At 43.1% G+C, this 19,531-nt stretch carries 31 protein-coding genes and 1 rRNA gene; 2 read left to right on the forward strand and 30 right to left on the reverse strand.

Going from position 1 to position 19,531, the window contains the following annotated elements:
* From RQP52_RS34215 to RQP52_RS34225, 3 genes are all read right to left on the reverse strand, one after another.
* Positions 1-61: ribosomal RNA gene (locus tag RQP52_RS34215) — 16S ribosomal RNA — on the reverse strand; the annotation flags it as partial.
* A gap of 295 nt (positions 62-356) precedes the next feature.
* On the reverse strand, positions 357-587 hold the full coding sequence (locus RQP52_RS34220) for a hypothetical protein (protein ID WP_090826664.1): 231 nt from the start codon (positions 585-587) through the stop codon (positions 357-359).
* Positions 588-743: 156 nt separating this feature from the next.
* The gene (locus RQP52_RS34225; RefSeq protein WP_315955977.1) at positions 744-1,355 is read right to left on the reverse strand and encodes a stage II sporulation protein M; all 612 of its coding nucleotides are present in this window, start codon (positions 1,353-1,355) and stop codon (positions 744-746) included.
* 111 nt (positions 1,356-1,466) lie between these two features.
* Here RQP52_RS34225 and pdaB point away from each other — a divergent pair, with 111 nt between their 5' ends.
* Positions 1,467-2,249 (forward strand): polysaccharide deacetylase family sporulation protein PdaB, encoded by a 783-nt coding sequence (gene pdaB, locus RQP52_RS34230; RefSeq protein WP_315955978.1) that lies wholly within the window; start codon positions 1,467-1,469, stop codon positions 2,247-2,249.
* A gap of 26 nt (positions 2,250-2,275) precedes the next feature.
* On the opposite strand, the gene RQP52_RS34235 is transcribed toward pdaB, so the two are convergent.
* Complete coding sequence (locus tag RQP52_RS34235; protein WP_315955979.1) at positions 2,276-2,872, reverse strand: KinB-signaling pathway activation protein; 597 nt, start codon at positions 2,870-2,872, stop codon at positions 2,276-2,278.
* A gap of 135 nt (positions 2,873-3,007) precedes the next feature.
* Between RQP52_RS34235 and gerD the strand changes: the two genes are divergently transcribed.
* Positions 3,008-3,781: a spore germination lipoprotein GerD gene (gene gerD / locus RQP52_RS34240; protein WP_315955980.1), complete on the forward strand. Its 774-nt coding sequence runs from the start codon at positions 3,008-3,010 to the stop codon at positions 3,779-3,781.
* A 47-nt stretch (positions 3,782-3,828) separates the two neighbouring features.
* Here the strand turns inward: gerD and RQP52_RS34245 are convergent, their stop codons facing one another.
* From RQP52_RS34245 to rplX, 26 genes are all read right to left on the reverse strand, one after another.
* Positions 3,829-4,935 (reverse strand): Mrp/NBP35 family ATP-binding protein, encoded by a 1,107-nt coding sequence (locus tag RQP52_RS34245; RefSeq protein ID WP_315955981.1) that lies wholly within the window; start codon positions 4,933-4,935, stop codon positions 3,829-3,831.
* 57 nt (positions 4,936-4,992) lie between these two features.
* Complete coding sequence (cwlD, locus tag RQP52_RS34250; protein WP_315955982.1) at positions 4,993-5,754, reverse strand: N-acetylmuramoyl-L-alanine amidase CwlD; 762 nt, start codon at positions 5,752-5,754, stop codon at positions 4,993-4,995.
* Positions 5,755-5,825: 71 nt separating this feature from the next.
* The gene (sat, locus tag RQP52_RS34255) at positions 5,826-6,998 is read right to left on the reverse strand and encodes a sulfate adenylyltransferase (RefSeq protein WP_315955983.1); all 1,173 of its coding nucleotides are present in this window, start codon (positions 6,996-6,998) and stop codon (positions 5,826-5,828) included.
* Positions 6,999-7,028: 30 nt separating this feature from the next.
* Complete coding sequence (locus RQP52_RS34260) at positions 7,029-7,721, reverse strand: phosphoadenylyl-sulfate reductase (RefSeq protein WP_315955984.1); 693 nt, start codon at positions 7,719-7,721, stop codon at positions 7,029-7,031.
* Positions 7,722-7,985: 264 nt separating this feature from the next.
* A complete protein-coding gene (gene rpsI, locus RQP52_RS34265; protein WP_090826682.1) occupies positions 7,986-8,378 on the reverse strand; it encodes a 30S ribosomal protein S9 in 393 nt (130 codons plus the stop codon).
* Between the two features lie 18 nt (positions 8,379-8,396).
* Positions 8,397-8,834, reverse strand: coding sequence for a 50S ribosomal protein L13 (gene rplM, locus RQP52_RS34270; protein WP_315955985.1), 438 nt, complete (start codon positions 8,832-8,834; stop codon positions 8,397-8,399).
* A gap of 172 nt (positions 8,835-9,006) precedes the next feature.
* On the reverse strand, positions 9,007-9,768 hold the full coding sequence (gene truA, locus RQP52_RS34275) for a tRNA pseudouridine(38-40) synthase TruA (protein ID WP_315956009.1): 762 nt from the start codon (positions 9,766-9,768) through the stop codon (positions 9,007-9,009).
* Positions 9,769-9,876: 108 nt separating this feature from the next.
* Positions 9,877-10,242 carry a 50S ribosomal protein L17 gene (rplQ, locus tag RQP52_RS34280; protein ID WP_057304263.1) on the reverse strand — a complete coding sequence of 122 codons (366 nt, stop codon included), beginning with the start codon at positions 10,240-10,242 and terminating at the stop codon, positions 9,877-9,879.
* A gap of 24 nt (positions 10,243-10,266) precedes the next feature.
* On the reverse strand, positions 10,267-11,211 hold the full coding sequence (locus RQP52_RS34285; RefSeq protein ID WP_029196443.1) for a DNA-directed RNA polymerase subunit alpha: 945 nt from the start codon (positions 11,209-11,211) through the stop codon (positions 10,267-10,269).
* A 126-nt stretch (positions 11,212-11,337) separates the two neighbouring features.
* The gene (gene rpsK, locus RQP52_RS34290; protein WP_028557470.1) at positions 11,338-11,733 is read right to left on the reverse strand and encodes a 30S ribosomal protein S11; all 396 of its coding nucleotides are present in this window, start codon (positions 11,731-11,733) and stop codon (positions 11,338-11,340) included.
* An 18-nt stretch (positions 11,734-11,751) separates the two neighbouring features.
* A complete protein-coding gene (gene rpsM, locus RQP52_RS34295) occupies positions 11,752-12,120 on the reverse strand; it encodes a 30S ribosomal protein S13 (RefSeq protein ID WP_315955986.1) in 369 nt (122 codons plus the stop codon).
* A 19-nt stretch (positions 12,121-12,139) separates the two neighbouring features.
* The gene (gene rpmJ, locus RQP52_RS34300; protein ID WP_029196444.1) at positions 12,140-12,253 is read right to left on the reverse strand and encodes a 50S ribosomal protein L36; all 114 of its coding nucleotides are present in this window, start codon (positions 12,251-12,253) and stop codon (positions 12,140-12,142) included.
* Between the two features lie 107 nt (positions 12,254-12,360).
* The gene (gene infA, locus RQP52_RS34305) at positions 12,361-12,579 is read right to left on the reverse strand and encodes a translation initiation factor IF-1 (RefSeq protein WP_009676800.1); all 219 of its coding nucleotides are present in this window, start codon (positions 12,577-12,579) and stop codon (positions 12,361-12,363) included.
* 2 nt (positions 12,580-12,581) lie between these two features.
* Positions 12,582-12,887 (reverse strand): KOW domain-containing RNA-binding protein, encoded by a 306-nt coding sequence (locus RQP52_RS34310; protein ID WP_315955987.1) that lies wholly within the window; start codon positions 12,885-12,887, stop codon positions 12,582-12,584.
* A gap of 10 nt (positions 12,888-12,897) precedes the next feature.
* Positions 12,898-13,650 carry a type I methionyl aminopeptidase gene (map, locus tag RQP52_RS34315; RefSeq protein WP_315955988.1) on the reverse strand — a complete coding sequence of 251 codons (753 nt, stop codon included), beginning with the start codon at positions 13,648-13,650 and terminating at the stop codon, positions 12,898-12,900.
* The gene (locus RQP52_RS34320; protein WP_315955989.1) at positions 13,650-14,300 is read right to left on the reverse strand and encodes an adenylate kinase; all 651 of its coding nucleotides are present in this window, start codon (positions 14,298-14,300) and stop codon (positions 13,650-13,652) included. Before RQP52_RS34320 ends, map begins: the two co-directional genes overlap by 1 nt.
* Positions 14,301-14,385: 85 nt before the next feature.
* Complete coding sequence (gene secY / locus RQP52_RS34325; protein ID WP_157326746.1) at positions 14,386-15,690, reverse strand: preprotein translocase subunit SecY; 1,305 nt, start codon at positions 15,688-15,690, stop codon at positions 14,386-14,388.
* Entirely contained in the window at positions 15,690-16,130 is a 441-nt protein-coding gene (gene rplO, locus RQP52_RS34330) for a 50S ribosomal protein L15 (protein ID WP_127457532.1), read from the reverse strand. The genes secY and rplO overlap by 1 nt, the downstream gene beginning before the upstream one ends.
* A 36-nt stretch (positions 16,131-16,166) precedes the next feature.
* Entirely contained in the window at positions 16,167-16,355 is a 189-nt protein-coding gene (gene rpmD / locus RQP52_RS34335; protein WP_079417994.1) for a 50S ribosomal protein L30, read from the reverse strand.
* 11 nt (positions 16,356-16,366) lie between these two features.
* Positions 16,367-16,864 carry a 30S ribosomal protein S5 gene (rpsE, locus tag RQP52_RS34340; protein WP_029196451.1) on the reverse strand — a complete coding sequence of 166 codons (498 nt, stop codon included), beginning with the start codon at positions 16,862-16,864 and terminating at the stop codon, positions 16,367-16,369.
* Positions 16,865-16,892: 28 nt separating this feature from the next.
* Positions 16,893-17,261: a 50S ribosomal protein L18 gene (gene rplR, locus RQP52_RS34345; RefSeq protein ID WP_157326747.1), complete on the reverse strand. Its 369-nt coding sequence runs from the start codon at positions 17,259-17,261 to the stop codon at positions 16,893-16,895.
* Between the two features lie 100 nt (positions 17,262-17,361).
* Positions 17,362-17,904, reverse strand: coding sequence for a 50S ribosomal protein L6 (gene rplF / locus RQP52_RS34350; protein WP_315955990.1), 543 nt, complete (start codon positions 17,902-17,904; stop codon positions 17,362-17,364).
* A 29-nt stretch (positions 17,905-17,933) separates the two neighbouring features.
* On the reverse strand, positions 17,934-18,332 hold the full coding sequence (gene rpsH, locus RQP52_RS34355) for a 30S ribosomal protein S8 (protein WP_029196454.1): 399 nt from the start codon (positions 18,330-18,332) through the stop codon (positions 17,934-17,936).
* A 32-nt stretch (positions 18,333-18,364) separates the two neighbouring features.
* Entirely contained in the window at positions 18,365-18,550 is a 186-nt protein-coding gene (locus RQP52_RS34360; protein ID WP_029196455.1) for a type Z 30S ribosomal protein S14, read from the reverse strand.
* A gap of 36 nt (positions 18,551-18,586) precedes the next feature.
* Positions 18,587-19,129, reverse strand: a complete 543-nt coding sequence (rplE, locus tag RQP52_RS34365; protein ID WP_157326749.1) for a 50S ribosomal protein L5 — start codon at positions 19,127-19,129, stop codon at positions 18,587-18,589.
* 33 nt (positions 19,130-19,162) lie between these two features.
* Positions 19,163-19,516 (reverse strand): 50S ribosomal protein L24, encoded by a 354-nt coding sequence (gene rplX, locus RQP52_RS34370; RefSeq protein WP_209856245.1) that lies wholly within the window; start codon positions 19,514-19,516, stop codon positions 19,163-19,165.
* Positions 19,517-19,531: the final 15 nt, after the last annotated feature.

A 19,531-nucleotide genomic window follows, 5' to 3' on the forward strand; every position in this document is an offset into this window, starting at 1 on the left:
CTTGCATGTATTAGGCACGCCGCCAGCGTTCGTCCTGAGCCAGGATCAAACTCTCCATAATAGAAAAGCTGATTGTACTCATTGACTTGCTAGCGAGATTATTCATCTCATTTATAGTCGATTGCTCGACTGTGCTTACTCACTCGTTGTTCAGTTTTCAAAGATCAATTTCTTTCGTTTATCACCACCACTGTTTAGCGGCGACTTTTTAAATATACCACATTCGCCCGGAACATTGCAAGTCTTTTTTTGAAATAACTTTTCAAGTCATTTAAAGCCAGCTTGCTTGTCCTTATTTTTCAAGGGGCGAGATATAAAGTAACACATAAGGAGAGGGTAAGTCAAGAACATACCCCCTATTTTTTTTGAGCCTGATAGTTGCGGTTTCTTGCATATTTCGAAATTTCTTTGGGAGTCGCTAAACGAGCATACATCCTGAAGATAACTTTATATCTGGATTCTATGGCCCCTTTAATTTCTTGATCGATTCGTTTGTCGTTCAAATCAAATAACATTTCATCTAATTCTTTACGTAATACGTAATCTAACTCTCTGCATTCCCGATCATTGAACAAAAATCCGAGCATACATCCATCCAAACCCCTCTCGACTGTAGAGATTAATGGCACTAACAATAGAGTCGAAATAAGCGGCCAACTGAAACCCTCATTTGCCCGCCACCCTACTGCTTTACTGTTATGCTCAGATTTTGCCATTTTTATGACAAGCTTCCTGAAAATATTTTACAGATGAACCAACCAGTAGGTGAGTGTACTTTCAATGATTGCCGCGAGCAACAAAAGAACGACAATTGCAACGCTAAGAGGTTTGGTTAAGCTTAGTACTTTCTTAAGTTCTGGAACTGCCGTTCTATTGGCAGCAGGAATAAATATTTGCGCTGCGCTTTTCCAGACCAACATGCCTATTTTAAGTCCATAAGCACAAGCAAGTAGTATAACTGGTATTTCGATGATACCATGCGGAAGAATCCCTTTGAGCACAATAGCTAAGGTACTCTCATGCGTTTGTAGCGAAAGTACATACCCTAATATCATGCCGTTTGCCACCAACATGAAGAGCGGCAGCACACCCAAAGGAAGCCCAAGAAAAATAATGGCTACAGATTTGATGGCATTATTCAAGAAGATAATAAAGAAAAACCACATTTGCGGGTTGTCTTTATTACTGAGCGATTGACTTATCGCCTTAATTCCTTCTAGCTGATCTTTTAAAAAGTGTGAAAATTGATCCGAGTTTGCCCAGCCTAAGTAAAAACTGACGGCAAACACTAAAACAACGACGATGAAATAGTGCTTCATTTCTTTAAAATGCTGCAATAAGGGTTTAAATGTCATTTCTCTTTCCTCCAATTTCGGAAGCATAAGTACTGTGTACGAGCATACATTATTTATCAAAGAGTATACAAGCCTTACCGTTTGTAAGGCATAAGGAGGTACAGGCTGTAAATGAACTATTTTTTTGTACTAAATGCCAAGAAATTCAAACAATATGTATTTATTGCTCTTGCCATCGTATTTGCAGCAGCTATTGTCTATTCGGAGCAAAGCAATGTGTCTGTCTTTTCTAATGCTGAGCCTTCGGCGATTTATAGTGTCCAGACAGAGAAAAAGGTTATTGCATTAACCTTCGATATTTCCTGGGGGGAGAAACGAGCTGAGCCAATTCTGAATATTCTTAAGGATAAAGGGGTAAAGGACGCAACTTTCTTCCTCTCCTCGCCTTGGAGTAAAACGCACCCCGAAATTGTCGAACAAATTAAGAAAGACGGCTTTGAAATCGGTAGTCATGGCAACAAGCACGATAATTACAGTACACTTAGCGATGAAGAAATACGCAAACAAATAACGACAGCACATGGTATATTGACGGAATTAATCGGAAAAGAGCCCAATCTCATCCGATTACCCAATGGGGATTTCGACAAACGTGTGCTCCGAATCGCTAACGATCTTGGTTATTCCGTTATTCAATGGGATACAGATTCGCAAGACTGGCTCAACAAAGGCGTAGATACGATTATAAACCGTGTTATCACGAAGGCTCATCCAGGAGATATTGTTTTACTGCATGCCAGTGATTCTTCCCAACAAACTCATGAGGCCTTACCCGTTATTATTGATCAATTGAGATCCAAAGGATATGAATTCGTCACTGTCAGTGAACTCATCAAGCAAACTGAAGTACAAACAACACCTGTCGAAGACAGAACGATGAAACAACTTAATTGATTTCCACAAAAAAAGAGCTAATTGAATTAGCTCTTTTTGTTATCTAATATTTTATGTAAAATCAGGATTTGCCATGCATTACAAACCAATAGTGGAGCTAACATAAACAAACTTGAGGCAGCATTGTCTAATTTAAGTGCGGGAACAGCTTCAAGCACGGATACGGCGCACATAAAGAATAAAGTCGGGATAAAAGCGTTTTTATTCGTCATTTTGACTTTCCAGTAAGCAACTCCCAATGAAATAATCAGTATGATCAAGGGCAATATGGAGTAACTTAATACGGAGTCATTTCCTTCAAAATTGGTCATTCTGAGATACACAAGATCAATCAGTACGACGATGACAATCGTTAGTTGTAACAGATCCCACACCGTCTTGGACTTAATAATCCCCGCGGCAATAAATCTGACGATCAGATAAGCGAAAAAACCCATTTGACTTAGGACGCTAATCGTCGCTCCCCCAAGCAGCATATTAAATACATTGAAGCCTACAGCCGACAAACCCATCACAGAAAATTCTTTATCGGAAAATTGTAGAATTAACCCGATTCCTATAGAGACAATCATTCCTAGTAATAGTGTTGTCCAAAATAAATGAAACCATTTGCGAAGCGTCACGTGCATTCCCTCCATCATAGACTCTAATTGTTAATTGTACCAACGATTGAGATAAAAAGCCAATGATTTGCCCTTATAATCTATCCCTAACCACGCATACTAACATTACTAAGCTAGGGAAGGGAGCTTTTTCTCATGAGAATAAGAAGGTTAAGCCCAATGATGGTCCTGCCGCTCATTACTATTGCATTACTTCTTTCTTCGTGCGGTTCTGATAAATCATCTCAGGGTCAATCACAAGCGGGTACGTATAAAGAACAAAAGACTATGATTCTTGATATTCTGAAGTCAGAAGACGGTAAAAAAGCAATTAGCGCAGCCAATCGCAGCATCATGAATGGTGATGTTGGTGCGACAGGCGTAGCTGGTCAGTCTCAGATCAAATTACTCTCAGCCAACGAATCCTTGCAGCTACAAATGGCTGTCAAAGATGTTTTAACGGCAAAAGAGAATAATATGTTTCTCACAGATATGATGAAGGATCCAAAATTTGCAGGAGATTTCGCAAAAGCCATTCAAAAAGAGACGAAGCAAATGTTTAAAGAACTGTTAAAAGATCCTGAATATCAGAAATCACTTGTTGATGTGATGAAAAATCCTGACTACGAGAAAATGATGCTCGATGTCATGAAAACTGCGGCTTATCGCCAGCAAATGATGACTGTGATGGAAGAATCGATTCAAAGCCCTCTTTTCCGCGCACATATGGTGGATTTGCTTAAATCCGCTATTGCTCAGCAGAGCAAGCCAGATCAAATGCCTACGGCAAAAGCCGCTCAGAAAAAAGACGAAAGTGGCGGGGATAGTAAAGATAAAGGTAGTGGAGACCAGCAGCAAAAAGATGAGAAAAGCGACTCTCAAGATACAGAAAAGAAGAAAAAGGAATCTGGTTCATCCGATTCGCAATAGAACACGAAAAAGGGCTAACGGAGAAGTTTTCCGCCAGCCCTTTTCTATTACTTTTCTAATTTGGCGATGATATTCGCGGCTACATCCAGATAAATTTGACCGGTTTTGGAGTCTTGTTTATACACCGACGGTGAATAATCAATTTCTGAAATGTGATTATCAGGAGCTCCTAGCGGAATTTGAGCTAATAGTTCACTGTGCAGATCATCCGCCAGTCTAGCTCCGCCACCTTTTCCAAAGACATAATCTTTGCTGCCGCAATCTTTGCACTCATAGTAGGACATATTCTCAACAATCCCTAAGACTTCATGGTTCGTTTGAATTGCCATTGCACCAGCTCTAGCCGCTACAAAAGCCGCAGTCGCATGTGGCGTAGTAACGATCACTTCTTTGCTTTGTGGAATTAGCTGATGCACATCAAGTGCAACATCTCCTGTACCAGGTGGAAGATCGAGAAGGATATACTCAACATCCCCCCAGTTCACTTCGTTGAAAAAGTTCCGCAGCATCTTACCAAGCATCGGCCCGCGCCAGATAACCGGTGCATTATCTTGAACAAAGAATCCCATGGAAATCACTTTGACACCGAATTTCTCTACCGGCATGATGACATTATCGACAAGCTTAGGCTGTTCTTCAATGCCCATCATATCCGGAATGCTGAAGCCGTAAATATCCGCATCGATGATGCCTACTTTTTTCCCTTGGCGTGCCAGAGCAACAGCTAGATTAACCGTCACCGTCGATTTCCCGACGCCCCCTTTACCACTGGCCACAGCAATAAATTGTACCTTGGATGCTTCACCTAAGATGGGCTGATCGATAGGAGGTTGTACCGGTTTGCTATCCTTAGGCTTATCTGAAGCAGTTGAGGTTGGTTTATTCAGCTCTTCAATCTGATTACGTTCATAGTCAGTCATCAATCTAAATCGAATATGAACCTGATCTGCTCCTAGTTGTTCTATAGCCTCACGAATAAAGTTCTTCGCTGTTTCTTTATAAGCTTCATCTTCCGTTGCAACAATCAAACTCAGCGAGACACTTTCTTCTTTTATTAGGATATCCCGAACCAAATTCAGCTCGACAACACTTTGGTTATATCGAGGCTCTTGCAGAGGTTTTAAAGCTTCTAATAGCTGCTCTTTATTTATCATAGCCACTCACCTTTATTAAGAGATCGTAATTATATTAGTGGCCTTTATTATAACACATTATGATTCAGAACCCACTTTCTCACCGGCATAAAATCTAAGAACACCCTGATAAATGGCTGCCGCGACCATTTTCTGATATTTCTCGTCAGCAAGAAGTCTTGCTTCATCCGGATTAGAAAGGAACCCTACTTCTACGAGTGCACTTGGAATTTTTAATGTTTTTAACAAATAGACCGTTTTATCTGCAGGCTTGGCGATACGATCCGTATTTTCCAAATTTCTTTTTAATTCGAGTTGAATTAGCGCAGCAAGGTTGGAGTTGTTGGGATTATTCGTGTAGTAGAACGTTTGTGCGCCTTTCCATTTCGGTGATGGAATACTGTTCAAATGTACGCTCAAGAACATATCTGCATTTTTCTCATTTATCATATCCGCGCGATTGTGGAGATCTTCGGTTTTTCTTTTGCTGTACCCTTTGGTACCTGGGTCCGCTAGATCTGTATCGGTTTCTCTGGTCATCACAACGAGCGCCCCTGCTTGCTGTAAATAATCACGCAATTGCAAAGTAATGGCAAGATTGATATCTTTCTCAATCACACCTTCTTTGCTCGAAGCCCCGCCGTCCGGACCACCATGCCCCGCATCCAGCGCTATGGTTTTACCCGATAACGGTAATGTCCAGTCTGACCATGTTTTCGTCGCCGGAAGCTCATAGGCATAGATAAAAACCACGAGCGCTACCAATAAAGTCGAAAGTGCCAGCTTGAGGCTACTGTGAAAAGTCAGCCAGACGACCAACCGCTTCTTCCTTTTACGCATAAAAAATCCACCTCTGTTCCCCATAGACTCTGTATCATCTATATGGGACAGGGTGGACAAATATACCTTGCTTACACGTGATAATCAGGGTCACGAAGCCCTTCAATTAAAACTTGAGCAACCTCTTGACGTGTAAACTCCGGCGGTGGGCACTGTCCATCTCTAAGAAGGCCGCGTACCTTAGTACCGGAGAGGTGCATGTGGTGTGACTTATCATGTGGACAAGTTTTACTAGATGCCATGTTACCGCATTTCGTGCAGAAGAAGCTGTGCTCAAAAAATAGAGGTGTGATCCCCAATTCATCTGCTGTAAAACTGCTAAAAATCTCTTGAGCTTCATACGTACCGTAGTAGTCACCTACGCCCGCGTGGTCGCGTCCTACGATAAAATGAGTGCAACCATAGTTTCTACGAACTATAGCGTGAAGAATCGCCTCACGGGGCCCTGCATAGCGCATAGCGGCCGGATAAACGCCTAGATGCGTGCGATTCTTTGGATAGTAGTTCTCGAGGAGAACAAGATAGCTTTTCATCCGAACATCAGCGGAAATATCGTCGGACTTTGTTTCACCAACAAGCGGGTTGAGAAATAAAGCATCCACGATCTCCATCGCAGATTTCTGGATGTATTCATGCGCACGATGGACTGGATTACGTGTTTGGAAACCAACAACGGTCTTCCAACCCTTTTCCGCAAAAATACGACGTGTCTCCGATGGATCATAGTAGAACTCTTCAAACTTCTTCGGCTTAGGACGGTTCAGCATCTGGATCGGTCCACCGATATTAGTAGAGGATCGAGAAAACAGCTTATTAACACCTGGATGTTCCGAATCATCCGTTTTGAAAACTTTAACAGCTTCATTCACTTGGTCGACTTTGTAGATGCTAGTCGTGTCTAAAATAGCATAGGGTACGCCATCTTCTTCGCCGACAAGCGCAACCTGCTCACCAATGGTAATGGAAGCAGCAACGTCCGGAGGAATGGACAACGTAATTGGAATACTCCAAACCGTCCCATCTGTTAAGCGCATAGTTTCTACAACCGTATTGTAATTTGCTTCATCAAGAAAACCGATTAGAGGGGAAAAAGCACCTACTGCAATAAGATCAAGGTCAGAAATGGTCCATGAGTTTACACGAATTTGTTTCAAGGATGCCGCGATTTTGAGCAATTCTTCTCTATGCTCTGCCGGTACCAAGCGATTGATTAATTCGCCACCATGTGGTTTGATCCTCGTCATTGACGTAGTCCCCCCATCATTCCGCTATTCTTATTTGTGGAGTCCGCACTCCGTTTTTTCCGTATTCGCCCATCGGCCTGCGCGTGGATCTTCTCCTTCTGCTACTTGACGCGTGCAATGCGAGCAGCCGATGCTTGGATAGTTACGATCATGCAACGGGTTATAAATTACATTATTCTCACGAATGTAATTCCATACATCTTCTGACGTCCAGTTAGCCAACGGATTGAATTTAATCAGCCCAAATTTCACATCATATTCTACTTTTTTAGCATTCGCACGAGTCGGAGCTTGGTCGCGGCGGATCCCGGTAATCCATGCATCGTAGTTTTTTAGAATATCTGTGAGCGGATCCACCTTACGAATGTTGCAGCATTGGTTTGCATCGCTTTTCCAAAGCTCATCGCCAAATTTCTCTGCTTGTTCTTCAAGCGTAAGCTTAGGCAGTACTTGAACGAATTTCGTTCCATAATGCTGCTCAAGACGATCCCGAGTCTCATATGTTTCTGGAAAATGAACGTTCGTATCCAAGTAAAAAATATCTACGTTCGGATTAATCTTTTGCAGCATATCAACAAGCACAACATCTTCCGCACCAAAACTACATGCAAGCGTTAAACTGGGGAATTTTTCAACAGCTAATCTCAAAACAGCTTCAGCAGGCTGATTTTCAAATTCTTCAGCGGCTTTATTAACAAAGGCTTCTTTTTCGAAAAGATTCATTGGTACATTACCTCCATTTTTAATTCCGAGTGATATTGTATGATTTATATTTAATTATAGCTGAGTTCTTCTTGCTGTCAATGACTTTTCATCATTTTGGTATTAACTTTACCTGTTTTAAATACTTTGATGAAAATGACGATAAAAAACGACATGAATTGAGAATACTTTTCAGCGAAAAAGATAAAAACCTGCGTAAAGACAGAAAAAACCTCCCCAGCAAGCTGCCAGGAAGGTTTCTTTCGAGCGCCGAAGCGCAAGATTTTAACGTTTGGAGAATTGAGGAGCGCGACGAGCGGCTTTCAATCCATATTTTTTACGCTCTTTCATACGGGAATCACGTGTTAGGAATCCAGCTTTTTTCAAGGATCCACGGTATTCAGGATCAGCTTTCAACAAAGCGCGGGAGATACCGTGACGGATTGCTCCAGCTTGTCCGCTGATTCCACCACCATTAGCAAGAACCAAAACGTCGTATTTACCGACAGTTTCTGTCAAAGCCAAAGGTTGTTTAACGATAAGTTTCAAAGTTTCTAGACCGAAATACTCATCTAGATCACGTTTGTTGATAATGATGCGTCCTTCACCCGGTACTAGGCGCACACGCGCTACCGAATGTTTACGACGACCCGTTCCATAATATTGAACTTGTGCCACGAAACGTTCCTCCTTATATTAACCGCGAAGATTCCAAACTTCTGGTTGTTGTGCTAGATGTGGGTGTTCTGCTCCACCGTATACTTTAAGCTTTGTTTTCATGCTGTCGCCAAGACGGTTCTTAGGAAGCATACCGTGTACGGCAAATTCGATCATACGGTCAGGTTTGCTGTTAAGCAAGTCCTGAGCGGAAGTCACTTTCAAACCACCTTGGTATAAAGAGTGACGGTAGTACATTTTGTTTTGCATTTTTTTACCAGTAAGCTTAATTTGGGAAGCATTGATAACAACTACGAAATCACCAGTATCTACGTGTGGAGTAAACTCCGGTTTGTGCTTACCGCGGATAATGCTAGCAACTTCACTTGCAAGACGGCCAAGTGTTTGGCCTGCAGCGTCAACAATGTACCATTTACGCTCTACTTCATTTGGCTTCGCCATATATGTCGTGCGCATGCTGAATCCTCCTAAAAATATATCTCAAATACATATTTATTATAGTTAACTTACATAAACGATGGATGGTTGTGGCAGCTGCGGATCAGGGGCTGTGGGATAGCCGATCACGAAACGCCAAGTTATATTTTACACGAAACCTAGTGAAGAAGCAAGAAAAGTTTCAAGTTTTTTAATACTCTACTTTCCACAACATTAACCCCATCGCTTCGGCAGTAGGCCCTGCTTCAGCCCGGTTTCTGGCCTCAAGAATGCGCTGCATATCGCTGCTAGGTCTCTTACCTTCGCCAATCTGAATTAACGTGCCTACAATGATCCTAACCATGTTATAAAGGAAGCCGTTCCCCGTCACAATGATACGAATCCTTTCAACCTGACCCCCGCCGGTTAACTCATCGGTTTCAAGCACCATACGAGCCTCGTAGAGGGTTCTCACCTTTACTTCCTTATCCGTTCTCACCGTGCAAAACGAAGTGAAATCATGCTCTCCTAGCAAACAAGGGAGCGCCTCTCTCATGGCTTCCACGTTTAAATGCGTAGGGTGATGGTATTCATAATTGCGGTGAAAGACATCAGGGAAGCGCACCGAACGAATCGTGTAACAGTAAGTCTTGCGTTTCGCGGCTTTGCGGGAGTGAAAAGATGGGGGGACCTCCTCCGCCGTATGAGCGACGATGTCCTTGGGTAGTCTAGCGTTTAGGGCTAAACACCAACGTTCCACAGGTATCTTGGAATTCGTGGTAAAATTAATAACTTGCGCTTTGGCGTGAACACCAGCGTCAGTGCGCCCCGAGGAGGCCACTTTCACTTGCTCACCAGTCAACAGATAAACAGCCTGTTCTAACCGCTGCTGGATGGTATCCGCATTGGGTTGAATCTGAAAGCCTGAGTATGCTGTGCCATCATAGCTTATGGTAAACCGTAGATTTCTCAAGGCTTGTTCCTCCATGAGTCATCCTTCCTACCTTATAGGTCAGGTAAAAGACTGCAAAAAAAGGGCTTCACCAGAATCTATGATTCCGTCCACCCTTTCCCATCCGTCTTATGCGCGATCTACTAGCTCTAGGTATACCATTGGTGCTGCGTCACCGCGGCGTGGTCCCAGTTTAAGGATACGAGTGTATCCACCTGGACGCTCGGAGTAACGAGTAGCCAAATCGGAGAAAAGTTTTTGAATCGCATCTTGGTTTTCGTTTGCAGCCTCTCTACGAACAAAAGCAGCAACCTGACGGCGTGCATGAAGATCTCCGCGTTTCGCAAGAGTGATTAACTTCTCAGCGATGGAACGAATTTCTTTTGCTTTTGCTTCTGTAGTTTGAATGCGTTCATGTATGAACAAATCTGTAACCAGATCACGGAACAATGCTTTACGATTACTGGAATCGCGGTTCAACTTCCTGTAGTTCATTGAATTAACCTCCTTCTGACAAGACTATTCCTCGGTACGAAGACCCAAACCAAGCTCTTCGAGCTTTTCTTGAACTTCTTCAAGCGATTTGCGACCTAAGTTCCGAACTTTCATCATGTCTTCTTCTGTTTTGGTAATTAGCTCTTGTACGGTGTTAATCCCTGCACGCTTGAGGCAGTTGTAAGAACGAACAGATAGATCCAGCTCTTCGATAGTCATCTCCAGAACTTTCTCTTTCTTATCTTCTTCTTTCTCCACCATAATCTCAGCATCTTTGGCTTCGTCCGTCAAACCGACGAACAAGTTCAGATGTTCAGTTAAGATTTTGGCGCCCAAGCTTACTGCTTCTTCTGGTCTGATACTTCCATCGGTCCACACTTCGAGGGTCAACTTATCATAGTTCGTCACTTGGCCGACGCGAGTATTCTCGATACTGTAATTTACTCGGGTAATAGGCGTGTAGATCGAATCAATTGGAATGACACCAATTGGTTGTTCTTCATGCTTATTTTTGTCCGATTGGACGTAACCGCGTCCTCTGCCCGCATGAATCCTCATGTGAAGACGCGCATCCGGAGATAAGGTTGCAATATGCAGATCCGGGTTAAGAATCTCCACATCGCTATCACCGCGAATATCTGCCGCAGTAATATTACCTTCTCCTTCTGCATCAATTTCAAGCACTTTCTCCTCATCGGAGTGAATTTTCAACGAAAGTCCTTTAAGATTAAGGATAATTTCCGTTACATCCTCAAGCACGCCAGGAATCGTTGAAAACTCATGCAAAACGCCATCGATTTGGACAGAGGTTACTGCAGCCCCGGGTAAAGAGGACAGTAAAATACGACGTAGTGAGTTACCTAATGTTGTACCATAGCCACGCTCCAAAGGCTCTATGATAAATCTTCCATAAGCGCCGTCTTCACTTAATGCTACGGTTTCTATTTTTGGCTTTTCGATTTCGATCATGAAATGTACCCTCCATTCAATACGTCGTTTCCCTCTGGATACTTCGCTTCAAAATTTCATAGTATGCCTATCCTTCAAACCATTATTCACGTTTTTAAGATAATTATACTACAAAGTAATCCTGAATTATACGCGACGACGTTTTGGAGGACGGCAGCCATTGTGAGGAACCGGAGTCACGTCTTTAATCAGGTTTACTTCAAGACCTGCTGCTTGCAAAGAGCGGATTGCTGCTTCGCGGCCAGCGCCTGGACCTTTAACCATAACTTCAACAGTTTTCAAGCCGTGCTCCATAGCTGCTTTAGCTGCTTTTTCAGCTGCCATTTGTGCCGCAAAAGGAGTACTTTTACGGGAACCTTTGAATCCAAGGTTTCCTGAGGATGCCCAGGAAATTGCGTTGCCATGAGGATCCGTGATCGTTACGATCGTATTGTTAAATGTTGAACGGATGTGTGCAACTCCGGACTCAATATTTTTACGGTCACGACGTTTTGTACGGACTACTTTTTTAGGTTTTGCCATTAGCTCTAACCCCCTTTATTATTTCTTCTTATTAGCTACTGTACGACGAGGACCTTTACGTGTACGAGCATTAGTTTTAGTACGTTGACCACGAACAGGAAGACCACGGCGGTGACGAAGACCACGGTAGGATCCGATTTCGATTAGACGTTTGATGTTTAGGGAAATCTCACGGCGAAGGTCGCCTTCTACTTTAAGGGTTTTGTCAATTACATCACGGATTTTGCTCACTTCATCTTCCGTCAGGTCGCGAACGCGAGTGCTGCCGTCAATACCTGTTCTAGCGATGATTTTCTGAGCAGTTGTAGTGCCGATTCCGAAAATGTAAGTCAACGCGATTACTACTCGTTTGTCACGAGGTAAGTCAACTCCAGCTAAACGTGCCATCTACAGATTGCACCTCCTTTTAACCTTGTTTTTGTTTGTGCTTTGGATTTTCGCAAATTACCATAATGTTACCTTTACGGCGAATAACTTTGCATTTCTCGCAAATCGGTTTAACCGATGGTCTAACTTTCATTTCTAAGCCCTCCTTATCATCGTAAGCAACCATGTTGCGTTTTCTGTTAGAAAACTTGCTTCGTAAGCATACGCCTTGAGAGAGTAACTTACATGTAAGCCGAACATTTATTTAAAGCGGTAGGTTATACGGCCTCTCGTTAAATCATAAGGCGATAATTCTACGGTAACCTTGTCTCCAGGTAAAATGCGGATAAAGTGCATTCTGATTTTACCAGATACATGGGCTAGGATTTTATGACCATTTTCCAATTCAACCTTAAACATTGCATTCGGAAGAGGTTCAATCACTGTACCTTCTACTTCAATTACATCTTCTTTGGCCACAGTCATTCTCCTTTCTCTTGTGCTTCAACTTGCTTGAGTTCAACGAATTTGGCAATTGCGAAGCGCAACTTTCCATTAGTAACACGACCTGTTTCCCTAATGCTTGACTCCACTTCACTACTAATCGTTTCTTGTATTTGAAGATGATTCAGGTTCTTCTTCTTCGGCTGATCGAATTTCCGATGTACGCCGTCTGCAAGCCAGACAAAGCGATCATCGACAATGGCAATCACGACCGCATATTCTCCGGGGTCTCTACCGCGAAGCACCTTTACGATTTGACCCACCTTCGGCATCAACCTATCCATTCATCATCACCTACGATCTAGGCAAGGTTAATATTTCGTAACCAGCAGCCGTTATAGCAACCGTATGTTCAAAATGAGCGCATAATGTACGATCCGCGGTGACAACAGTCCAATCGTCTTCGAGTGTTTGGACGAATCTTTCGCCAACGACCACCATGGGTTCAATGGCTAGGACCATGCCTGGTTTGAGACGGGGACCTTTGTCAGGTACACCGTAATTCGGAATTTGTGGTTCTTCGTGAAGATCCGTTCCGATACCGTGACCGACATACTCTATAACCACGGAGAAGCCTGCGTCTTCAATACAAGTTTGGATTGCATGCGACAACGTGTAGAGTCTAGCATCCGGTTTAGCTTCTGCTATGCCTCGATACAGCGATTCTTCTGTCACGGCTAACAAACGTTTGGCTGTTTCAGATATCTCACCGACAGGATACGTCCAAGCAGAATCTCCATGATAACCTTTATACTGAGCGCCAATATCAACAGAGATAATATCGCCCTCAACCAGCTTTCTTGGACCAGGAATACCATGAACTAATTCTTCGTTGACTGAAGCACAAATGCTTCCAGGAAAACCGTTATAGCCTTTGAAAGATGGAATTGCTCCCTGACTGCGAATGTAATCCTCTGCGATCTGATCAAGTTCTTTCGTTGTAATGTTCGGACGAATTGCCCTTGCCAATAAGCGGTGCGTTTCTGCTACGATACGACCTGCTTCTCGCATAAGGTCTAGTTCAACCTCGGACTTACAAATGATCATTACGCTAGACCTCGTAGTAGTGAACTAATTTGTTCGGTTACCGCATGAATGTCTTGTTCCCCGTTAACCTCACGCAATAATTCCCTCTTTTGGTAGTAATCCAGTAGCGGAGCGGTTTTGTTGATGTACTCATCCAAACGCGTTCCGACTTTCTCTTCCGTATCATCAGATCGTTGGTACAACTCACCTGAACACTTATCGCATACGCCTTCTTGCTTTGGTGGGTTGAAGATTACATGATACGTAGCACCACAGGATTTACAAATTCTTCGGCCGGTTAGTCGTGCGAGCAAAAAGCTGCGATCAACGGAAAGATTGATTACTAATTCAATCTTCTTGCCTAAGGAATCTACAATTTCAGCCAAAGCATCTGCCTGAGCAACAGTTCTCGGGAACCCGTCAAGCAGGAAACCTTTATCGCAGTCCGGTTGAGCAAGACGCTCTCTTACAATACCGTTCGTGATTTCATCAGGAACAAGAAGACCCTTATCCACATAACCTTTGGCTTCAACACCAAGTGGTGTTCCCTGGCTCATCGCCAAGCGAAACGCATCACCAGTTGAAATATGAGGAATTTGAAATTCAGTTACGATCTTTTCAGCTTGCGTACCTTTGCCTGCACCAGGAGGCCCCATAAAAATTACGTTCAACTTTAAATCCTCCCATCGCACTCGGCATTACGAACAGCACAATAGGTGCCGATGTCGCATAATTTGCCCCATCAGAACCTATTTGCTATTTATTGATAAACCCTTTGTAATGCCGTTTAATCAATTGGCTCTCGATTTGTTTCATCGTTTCAAGACCAACGCCTACTACGATAAGTAAAGATGTACCACCAATCCGAACCGAACTTGGCAAGCCTGCAAGACCTCCAAAAAGCATTGGAAGAATCGAGATTGCTGAGAGAAACAGAGCTCCAGAAAGAGTAATTCTAGTCATTACACGAGTCAGATAAACAGAAGTTGTTTTACCAGGTCTGATCCCCGGTATGTAGCCACCATTTTTCTTCATCTGATCAGCCATTTGAACTGGATTAATTTGTACGAAAGTGTAGAAGTATGTGAAACCGATAATCAACAGTACATACAGAACAATCGCCAATGGAGCAGTCTGGTTAATACTCAAGTTGTTAATAATCCATTCTGCAACAACATTACCTCTCCAATAACTTGCGATCGTTGGAGGGAACATTAATAACGAAAGTGCGAAGATAACTGGGATTACACCAGCAGCATTCACTTTAAGTGGAATGTGCGTAGTTTGACCACCATACATTTTACGACCAACTACACGCTTAGCATATTGTACAGGAATCTTACGAACCCCTTGTTGTACAAAGATGACACCAGCAATAATCAGCACAACAACGATAGCAATAATGATCAGTTTTACGATATTCAGGAACAAAGCTCCTTCGGTCGCAAACAGTGATTTGTAGATTTGCTGTATGCTTGTAGGAATCGCCGCGACGATACCTGCAAAGATGATAATGGAAATACCGTTGCCAATCCCAAATTCAGTGATTTGCTCCCCGAGCCACATCAAGAAAGCTGTACCAGCAGTCAGAACGATAGCGATCAAAGCAAATGTTGCGAAACCTGGATCAATAACGAGTCCACTGTATAAGCGGTTGAACCCGATTGAAAGACCAAATGCTTGCACAATACCTAGGATGATCGTACCGTACCGAGTAACTTGCGTCATCTTCTTTCTACCAACATCGCCTTCCTTCGCCCATTGCGCAAAGCGCGGGACTACATCCATGGACAAAAGCTGAACGATGATAGAAGCTGTGATGTAAGGCATAATTCCCATCGCGAAGATGGAGAATTGGAAGAGCGCACCGCCGGAAAACGTGTTAAGCAAACCAAAGACATCGCTCTGATTCGCTTGGTCTTGAAGTTTAAGAACATCTGTATTTATATTAGGCACCGGAATGAACGCACCTAAGCGGTAGACGATTAACAAGATGAGTGTAAATACAATCCTTCTACGCAAATCCTCTACCTTGAAGATGTTGGCTATGGTACTGAACATTAAATCACCTCGGTTTGACCGCCGGCAGCTTGGATTTTCTCAATCGCTGATTGAGAGAACTTATTCGCTTTAACGGTTAATTTTACTGTGATTTCACCGTTTCCTAAAATCTTGATGCCGTCTTTAGGAGCTTTAACAATACCAGACTCCATCAAAACTTCTGGAGTAACTTCGGTACCAGCTGCGAAATTGTTCAAATCTTCAAGGTTCACGATTGCGTACTCCGTACGGAAACGGTTCGTGAAACCACGTTTAGGTAAACGACGGTATAATGGATTTTGTCCACCCTCGAATCCAGGACGAACGCCACCACCGGAACGTGCGTTTTGACCTTTGTGTCCGCGAGTTGATGTTTTACCCATACCACTACTTGTTCCACGTCCAACACGTTTGCGAGTTTGACGAGCGCCTGTAGCAGAACTTAGTTCATGTAACTTCATCGTTGTACACCTCCTCTAGATCTTAATATCGTGCAATTATGCTTCGATTTCTTTAACTTCTACCAAATGGCTCACTTGATTAACCATTCCTCTGATTGCTGCGTTGTCTTGGTGAAGAACCGTTTGGTGCAGCTTGCGCAGACCAAGAGTTTTCACTGTAACACGTTGCGTTTCAGGGCGGCCAATCAGGCTGCGTTTTAGGGTAATTTGTAATTGTTTCGCCATGTTTACCCCTCCTAACCTAGTAACTCTTGAACAGTTTTGCCACGAAGCTTTGCAACTTCTTCCGCTTTTTTCAAACGGCTTAAGCCTTCAAGCGTTGCGTTAACCATGTTCATAGAGTTCGATGAACCCAGGGATTTTGTCAAAATATCGCCGATACCAGCAAGTTCAAGTACTGCACGAACTGGTCCGCCTGCGATAACTCCTGTACCTTGGGAAGCTGGTTTAAGCAGAACGCGTCCTGCTCCAAACTTACCAGTTACAAGGTGAGGAATAGAAGTGCCTACGATTGGAACATGAATCAAGTTCTTTTTCGCATCTTCAATTCCTTTGCGGATTGCATCAGGAACTTCGGAAGCTTTACCGATTCCTGCGCCAACCCAGCCATTGCCATCGCCAACGACAACAAGTGCGCTGAAGCTGAAACGACGTCCGCCTTTTACTACTTTAGCTACGCGATTAATATTAACAACTTTTTCTGTTAGCTCTAAAGTATTAGGATCTACACGCAAGTCTTTTACCTCCTTATATATCTATTTCCTAGAATTCTAGTCCAGCTTCACGAGCTGCGTCAGCCAATGCTTGCACACGTCCATGATAAAGGTATCCACCGCGGTCAAATACCACTTGGTTTACACCTTTTTCTTTCGCACGTGCTGCGATCAATGCGCCAACTTTACGAGCAGCTTCTACGTTACCACCGTTACCGATATCACTTTTCAGATCTTTATCTTGAGTGGATGCTGCAGCAATTGTAACACCAGTAGTGTCATCAATCAGTTGTGCATACATGTGTTTGGAAGAACGGAAAATGTTCAAACGTGGGCGAGCAGTAGTACCTTCAATTTTCTTACGAACGCGAAGGTGTCTTTTCAAACGTGCTTTGTTTTTATCGCCTTTAGTAATCATCTATACTTACACTCCTTTCATCACTTATGATGCGAGGCTTATGCTTAGATAGCAAGCTTTCTCACGAAAGCTCTTAGCTATTACCCGCGATCTTACGATCTTATTTCTTCTTACCAGCTTTACCTTCTTTACGAAGAATACGCTCGCCTTCATACTTGATACCTTTACCTTTATACGGCTCAGGCTCACGTACTGCACGAACTTTAGCTGCCATAGCACCAACGAGTTCTTTATCAATTCCGCGAACGATAATTTTAGTGTTTGAAGGAACTTCAAACTCAATACCGCCCTCTGGAGTGATTTCAACTGGGTGAGAGTACCCTACGTTAAGAACCAGTTTGTCACCGCTTTTGTTAGCACGGTAACCAACGCCTACTAGATCCAAAGATTTCGCGAAACCTTCCGTTACACCACTTACCATGTTGGCAACAACACTGCGTGTTGTACCATGCAAAGCACGGTGGAGCTTATTGTCGGAAGGGCGCTCAACGGAAATCTCGTTTTCTAGAACACTTACTTTCATATCTTTATGAAGTTCACGGGACAAAGAACCTTTAGGACCTTTAACCGTGATTTGAGTATTCTCTAGTGTTACATTTACACCACTTGGAATGGTGATTGGTTTGCGACCAATACGAGACATGTTTGCACCTCCATTCAATTACAATTGTATTACCAAACGTAGCAGATAACCTCTCCGCCAGCTTTGGATTGACGAGCATCTTTATCCGTCATAACTCCTTTAGATGTGGAGATGATGGCAATCCCTAATCCGCCCAATACACGAGGGATTTCTTGTGATTTTGTGTAAACGCGTAGTCCTGGTTTGGAGATTCTCTTCAAACCGGAGATAACACGCTCATTGTTTGAACCGTATTTCAGGAACAAACGAATGATACCTTGTTTGCTATCTTCAACGTACTCAGCATCACGGATAAATCCTTCTTTTTTAAGGATTTCAGCGATTTCCCTTTTCACTTTTGATGCAGGGATTTCAACTGTCTCATGACGTACGATATTCGCATTACGAATGCGAGTTAGCATATCTGCAATTGGATCTGACATGACCATTTGTGTAAACCTCCTTCCCGAAAATAGGGTGATTACCAGCTTGCTTTTTTCACGCCTGGAATCTGACCTTTGTGTGCTAATTCGCGGAAACAAATCCGACAAATTTTGAACTTGCGAAGCACTGAATGCGGACGTCCGCAGCGCTCACAACGTGTGTATGCTTGCACTTTAAACTTCGGGGTACGTTGTTGTTTGACTTTCATCGAAGTTTTTGCCACTTAATATAACACCTCCTGATAGGTACGACCTGGAACCTATTTAACGAAAGGCGCTCCGAGTTGTGTTAAAAGCTCGCGAGCTTCCTCGTCGGACTTAGCCGTTGTTACGATAACGATATCCATACCACGAACTTTATCAACCTTATCATACTCAATTTCAGGGAAAATGAGTTGTTCTTTCAAACCAAGCGTGTAGTTCCCACGGCCATCAAAAGCCTTGTTGGAAATACCGCGGAAGTCACGTACACGTGGAAGTGATACGTTGAAAAGTTTATCCAAGAAATGATACATGCGCTCGCCGCGAAGTGTAACCTTCACACCGATTGGCATGTTCTCACGAAGTTTGAAACCCGCGATTGCTTTTTTGGATTTAGTTACAACTGGTTTTTGACCAGCGATTTTTTGAAGATCTTCTACTGCAGTATCAAGCACTTTGGAATTCGATACAGCCTCACCAACACCCATGTTGATAACGATTTTCTCGATTTTAGGAACTTGCATAACTGTTGAGTAGTTAAACTTTTGAATTAACGCTGGAGTAATTTCGTTCAAATAACGATCTTTCATTCTTACTGCCATGACTCAATTGCCTCCTTTCCATGCTTGTTTGTATTAGTCGATAACTTCGCCGGATTTTTTCGCGATACGAACTTTCGTTCCGTTATCCAATACTTTGTATCCTACGCGAGTAGGTTTGCCGCTCTTAGGATCAATCAGCATCACGTTAGAAACGTGGATTGCAGCTTCTTGATTCAAGATACCGCCTTGTGGGTTTTGTTGGGATGGTTTCGCATGTTTCTTAACCATGTTTACACCTTCAACCAGTACACGGTTTTGACGAGGATAAGCAGCGATTACACGGCCCTTCTTACCTTTGTCTTTACCAGTGATTACAAAAACCGTATCGTCTTTTTTCACGTGCAGTTTATTGTTATGAGATTCTAATCTCTTTTTAGTTCTTGGCATTAGCTTCTACACCTC

It is taken from the genome of Paenibacillus violae (assembly GCF_032461945.1).
Lineage (GTDB): Bacteria > Bacillota > Bacilli > Paenibacillales > NBRC-103111 > Paenibacillus_E > Paenibacillus_E violae.

Excerpts from the sequence above, each read along its gene's own strand:
- RQP52_RS34220 (WP_090826664.1), bottom strand. The coding sequence starts at position 587 with ATGCTCGGATTTTTGTTCAATGATCGGGAATGCAGAGAGTTAGATTAC.
- RQP52_RS34225 (WP_315955977.1), bottom strand. The coding sequence starts at position 1,355 with ATGACATTTAAACCCTTATTGCAGCATTTTAAAGAAATGAAGCACTAT.
- pdaB (WP_315955978.1), top strand. The coding sequence starts at position 1,467 with ATGAACTATTTTTTTGTACTAAATGCCAAGAAATTCAAACAATATGTA.
- gerD (WP_315955980.1), top strand. The coding sequence starts at position 3,008 with ATGAGAATAAGAAGGTTAAGCCCAATGATGGTCCTGCCGCTCATTACT.
- RQP52_RS34245 (WP_315955981.1), bottom strand. The coding sequence starts at position 4,935 with ATGATAAATAAAGAGCAGCTATTAGAAGCTTTAAAACCTCTGCAAGAG.
- cwlD (WP_315955982.1), bottom strand. The coding sequence starts at position 5,754 with ATGCGTAAAAGGAAGAAGCGGTTGGTCGTCTGGCTGACTTTTCACAGT.
- sat (WP_315955983.1), bottom strand. The coding sequence starts at position 6,998 with ATGACGAGGATCAAACCACATGGTGGCGAATTAATCAATCGCTTGGTA.
- RQP52_RS34260 (WP_315955984.1), bottom strand. The coding sequence starts at position 7,721 with ATGAATCTTTTCGAAAAAGAAGCCTTTGTTAATAAAGCCGCTGAAGAA.
- rplM (WP_315955985.1), bottom strand. The coding sequence starts at position 8,834 with ATGCGCACGACATATATGGCGAAGCCAAATGAAGTAGAGCGTAAATGG.
- rplQ (WP_057304263.1), bottom strand. The coding sequence starts at position 10,242 with ATGAACTACAGGAAGTTGAACCGCGATTCCAGTAATCGTAAAGCATTG.
- RQP52_RS34285 (WP_029196443.1), bottom strand. The coding sequence starts at position 11,211 with ATGATCGAAATCGAAAAGCCAAAAATAGAAACCGTAGCATTAAGTGAA.
- rpsK (WP_028557470.1), bottom strand. The coding sequence starts at position 11,733 with ATGGCAAAACCTAAAAAAGTAGTCCGTACAAAACGTCGTGACCGTAAA.
- rpsM (WP_315955986.1), bottom strand. The coding sequence starts at position 12,120 with ATGGCACGTTTAGCTGGAGTTGACTTACCTCGTGACAAACGAGTAGTA.
- rpmJ (WP_029196444.1), bottom strand. The coding sequence starts at position 12,253 with ATGAAAGTTAGACCATCGGTTAAACCGATTTGCGAGAAATGCAAAGTT.
- RQP52_RS34310 (WP_315955987.1), bottom strand. The coding sequence starts at position 12,887 with ATGGATAGGTTGATGCCGAAGGTGGGTCAAATCGTAAAGGTGCTTCGC.
- map (WP_315955988.1), bottom strand. The coding sequence starts at position 13,650 with ATGATCATTTGTAAGTCCGAGGTTGAACTAGACCTTATGCGAGAAGCA.
- secY (WP_157326746.1), bottom strand. The coding sequence starts at position 15,690 with ATGTTCAGTACCATAGCCAACATCTTCAAGGTAGAGGATTTGCGTAGA.
- rplO (WP_127457532.1), bottom strand. The coding sequence starts at position 16,130 with ATGAAGTTACATGAACTAAGTTCTGCTACAGGCGCTCGTCAAACTCGC.
- rpmD (WP_079417994.1), bottom strand. The coding sequence starts at position 16,355 with ATGGCGAAACAATTACAAATTACCCTAAAACGCAGCCTGATTGGCCGC.
- rplR (WP_157326747.1), bottom strand. The coding sequence starts at position 17,261 with ATGATTACTAAAGGCGATAAAAACAAAGCACGTTTGAAAAGACACCTT.
- rplF (WP_315955990.1), bottom strand. The coding sequence starts at position 17,904 with ATGTCTCGTATTGGTCGCAAACCAATCACCATTCCAAGTGGTGTAAAT.
- rpsH (WP_029196454.1), bottom strand. The coding sequence starts at position 18,332 with ATGGTCATGTCAGATCCAATTGCAGATATGCTAACTCGCATTCGTAAT.
- rplE (WP_157326749.1), bottom strand. The coding sequence starts at position 19,129 with ATGGCAGTAAGAATGAAAGATCGTTATTTGAACGAAATTACTCCAGCG.
- rplX (WP_209856245.1), bottom strand. The coding sequence starts at position 19,516 with ATGCCAAGAACTAAAAAGAGATTAGAATCTCATAACAATAAACTGCAC.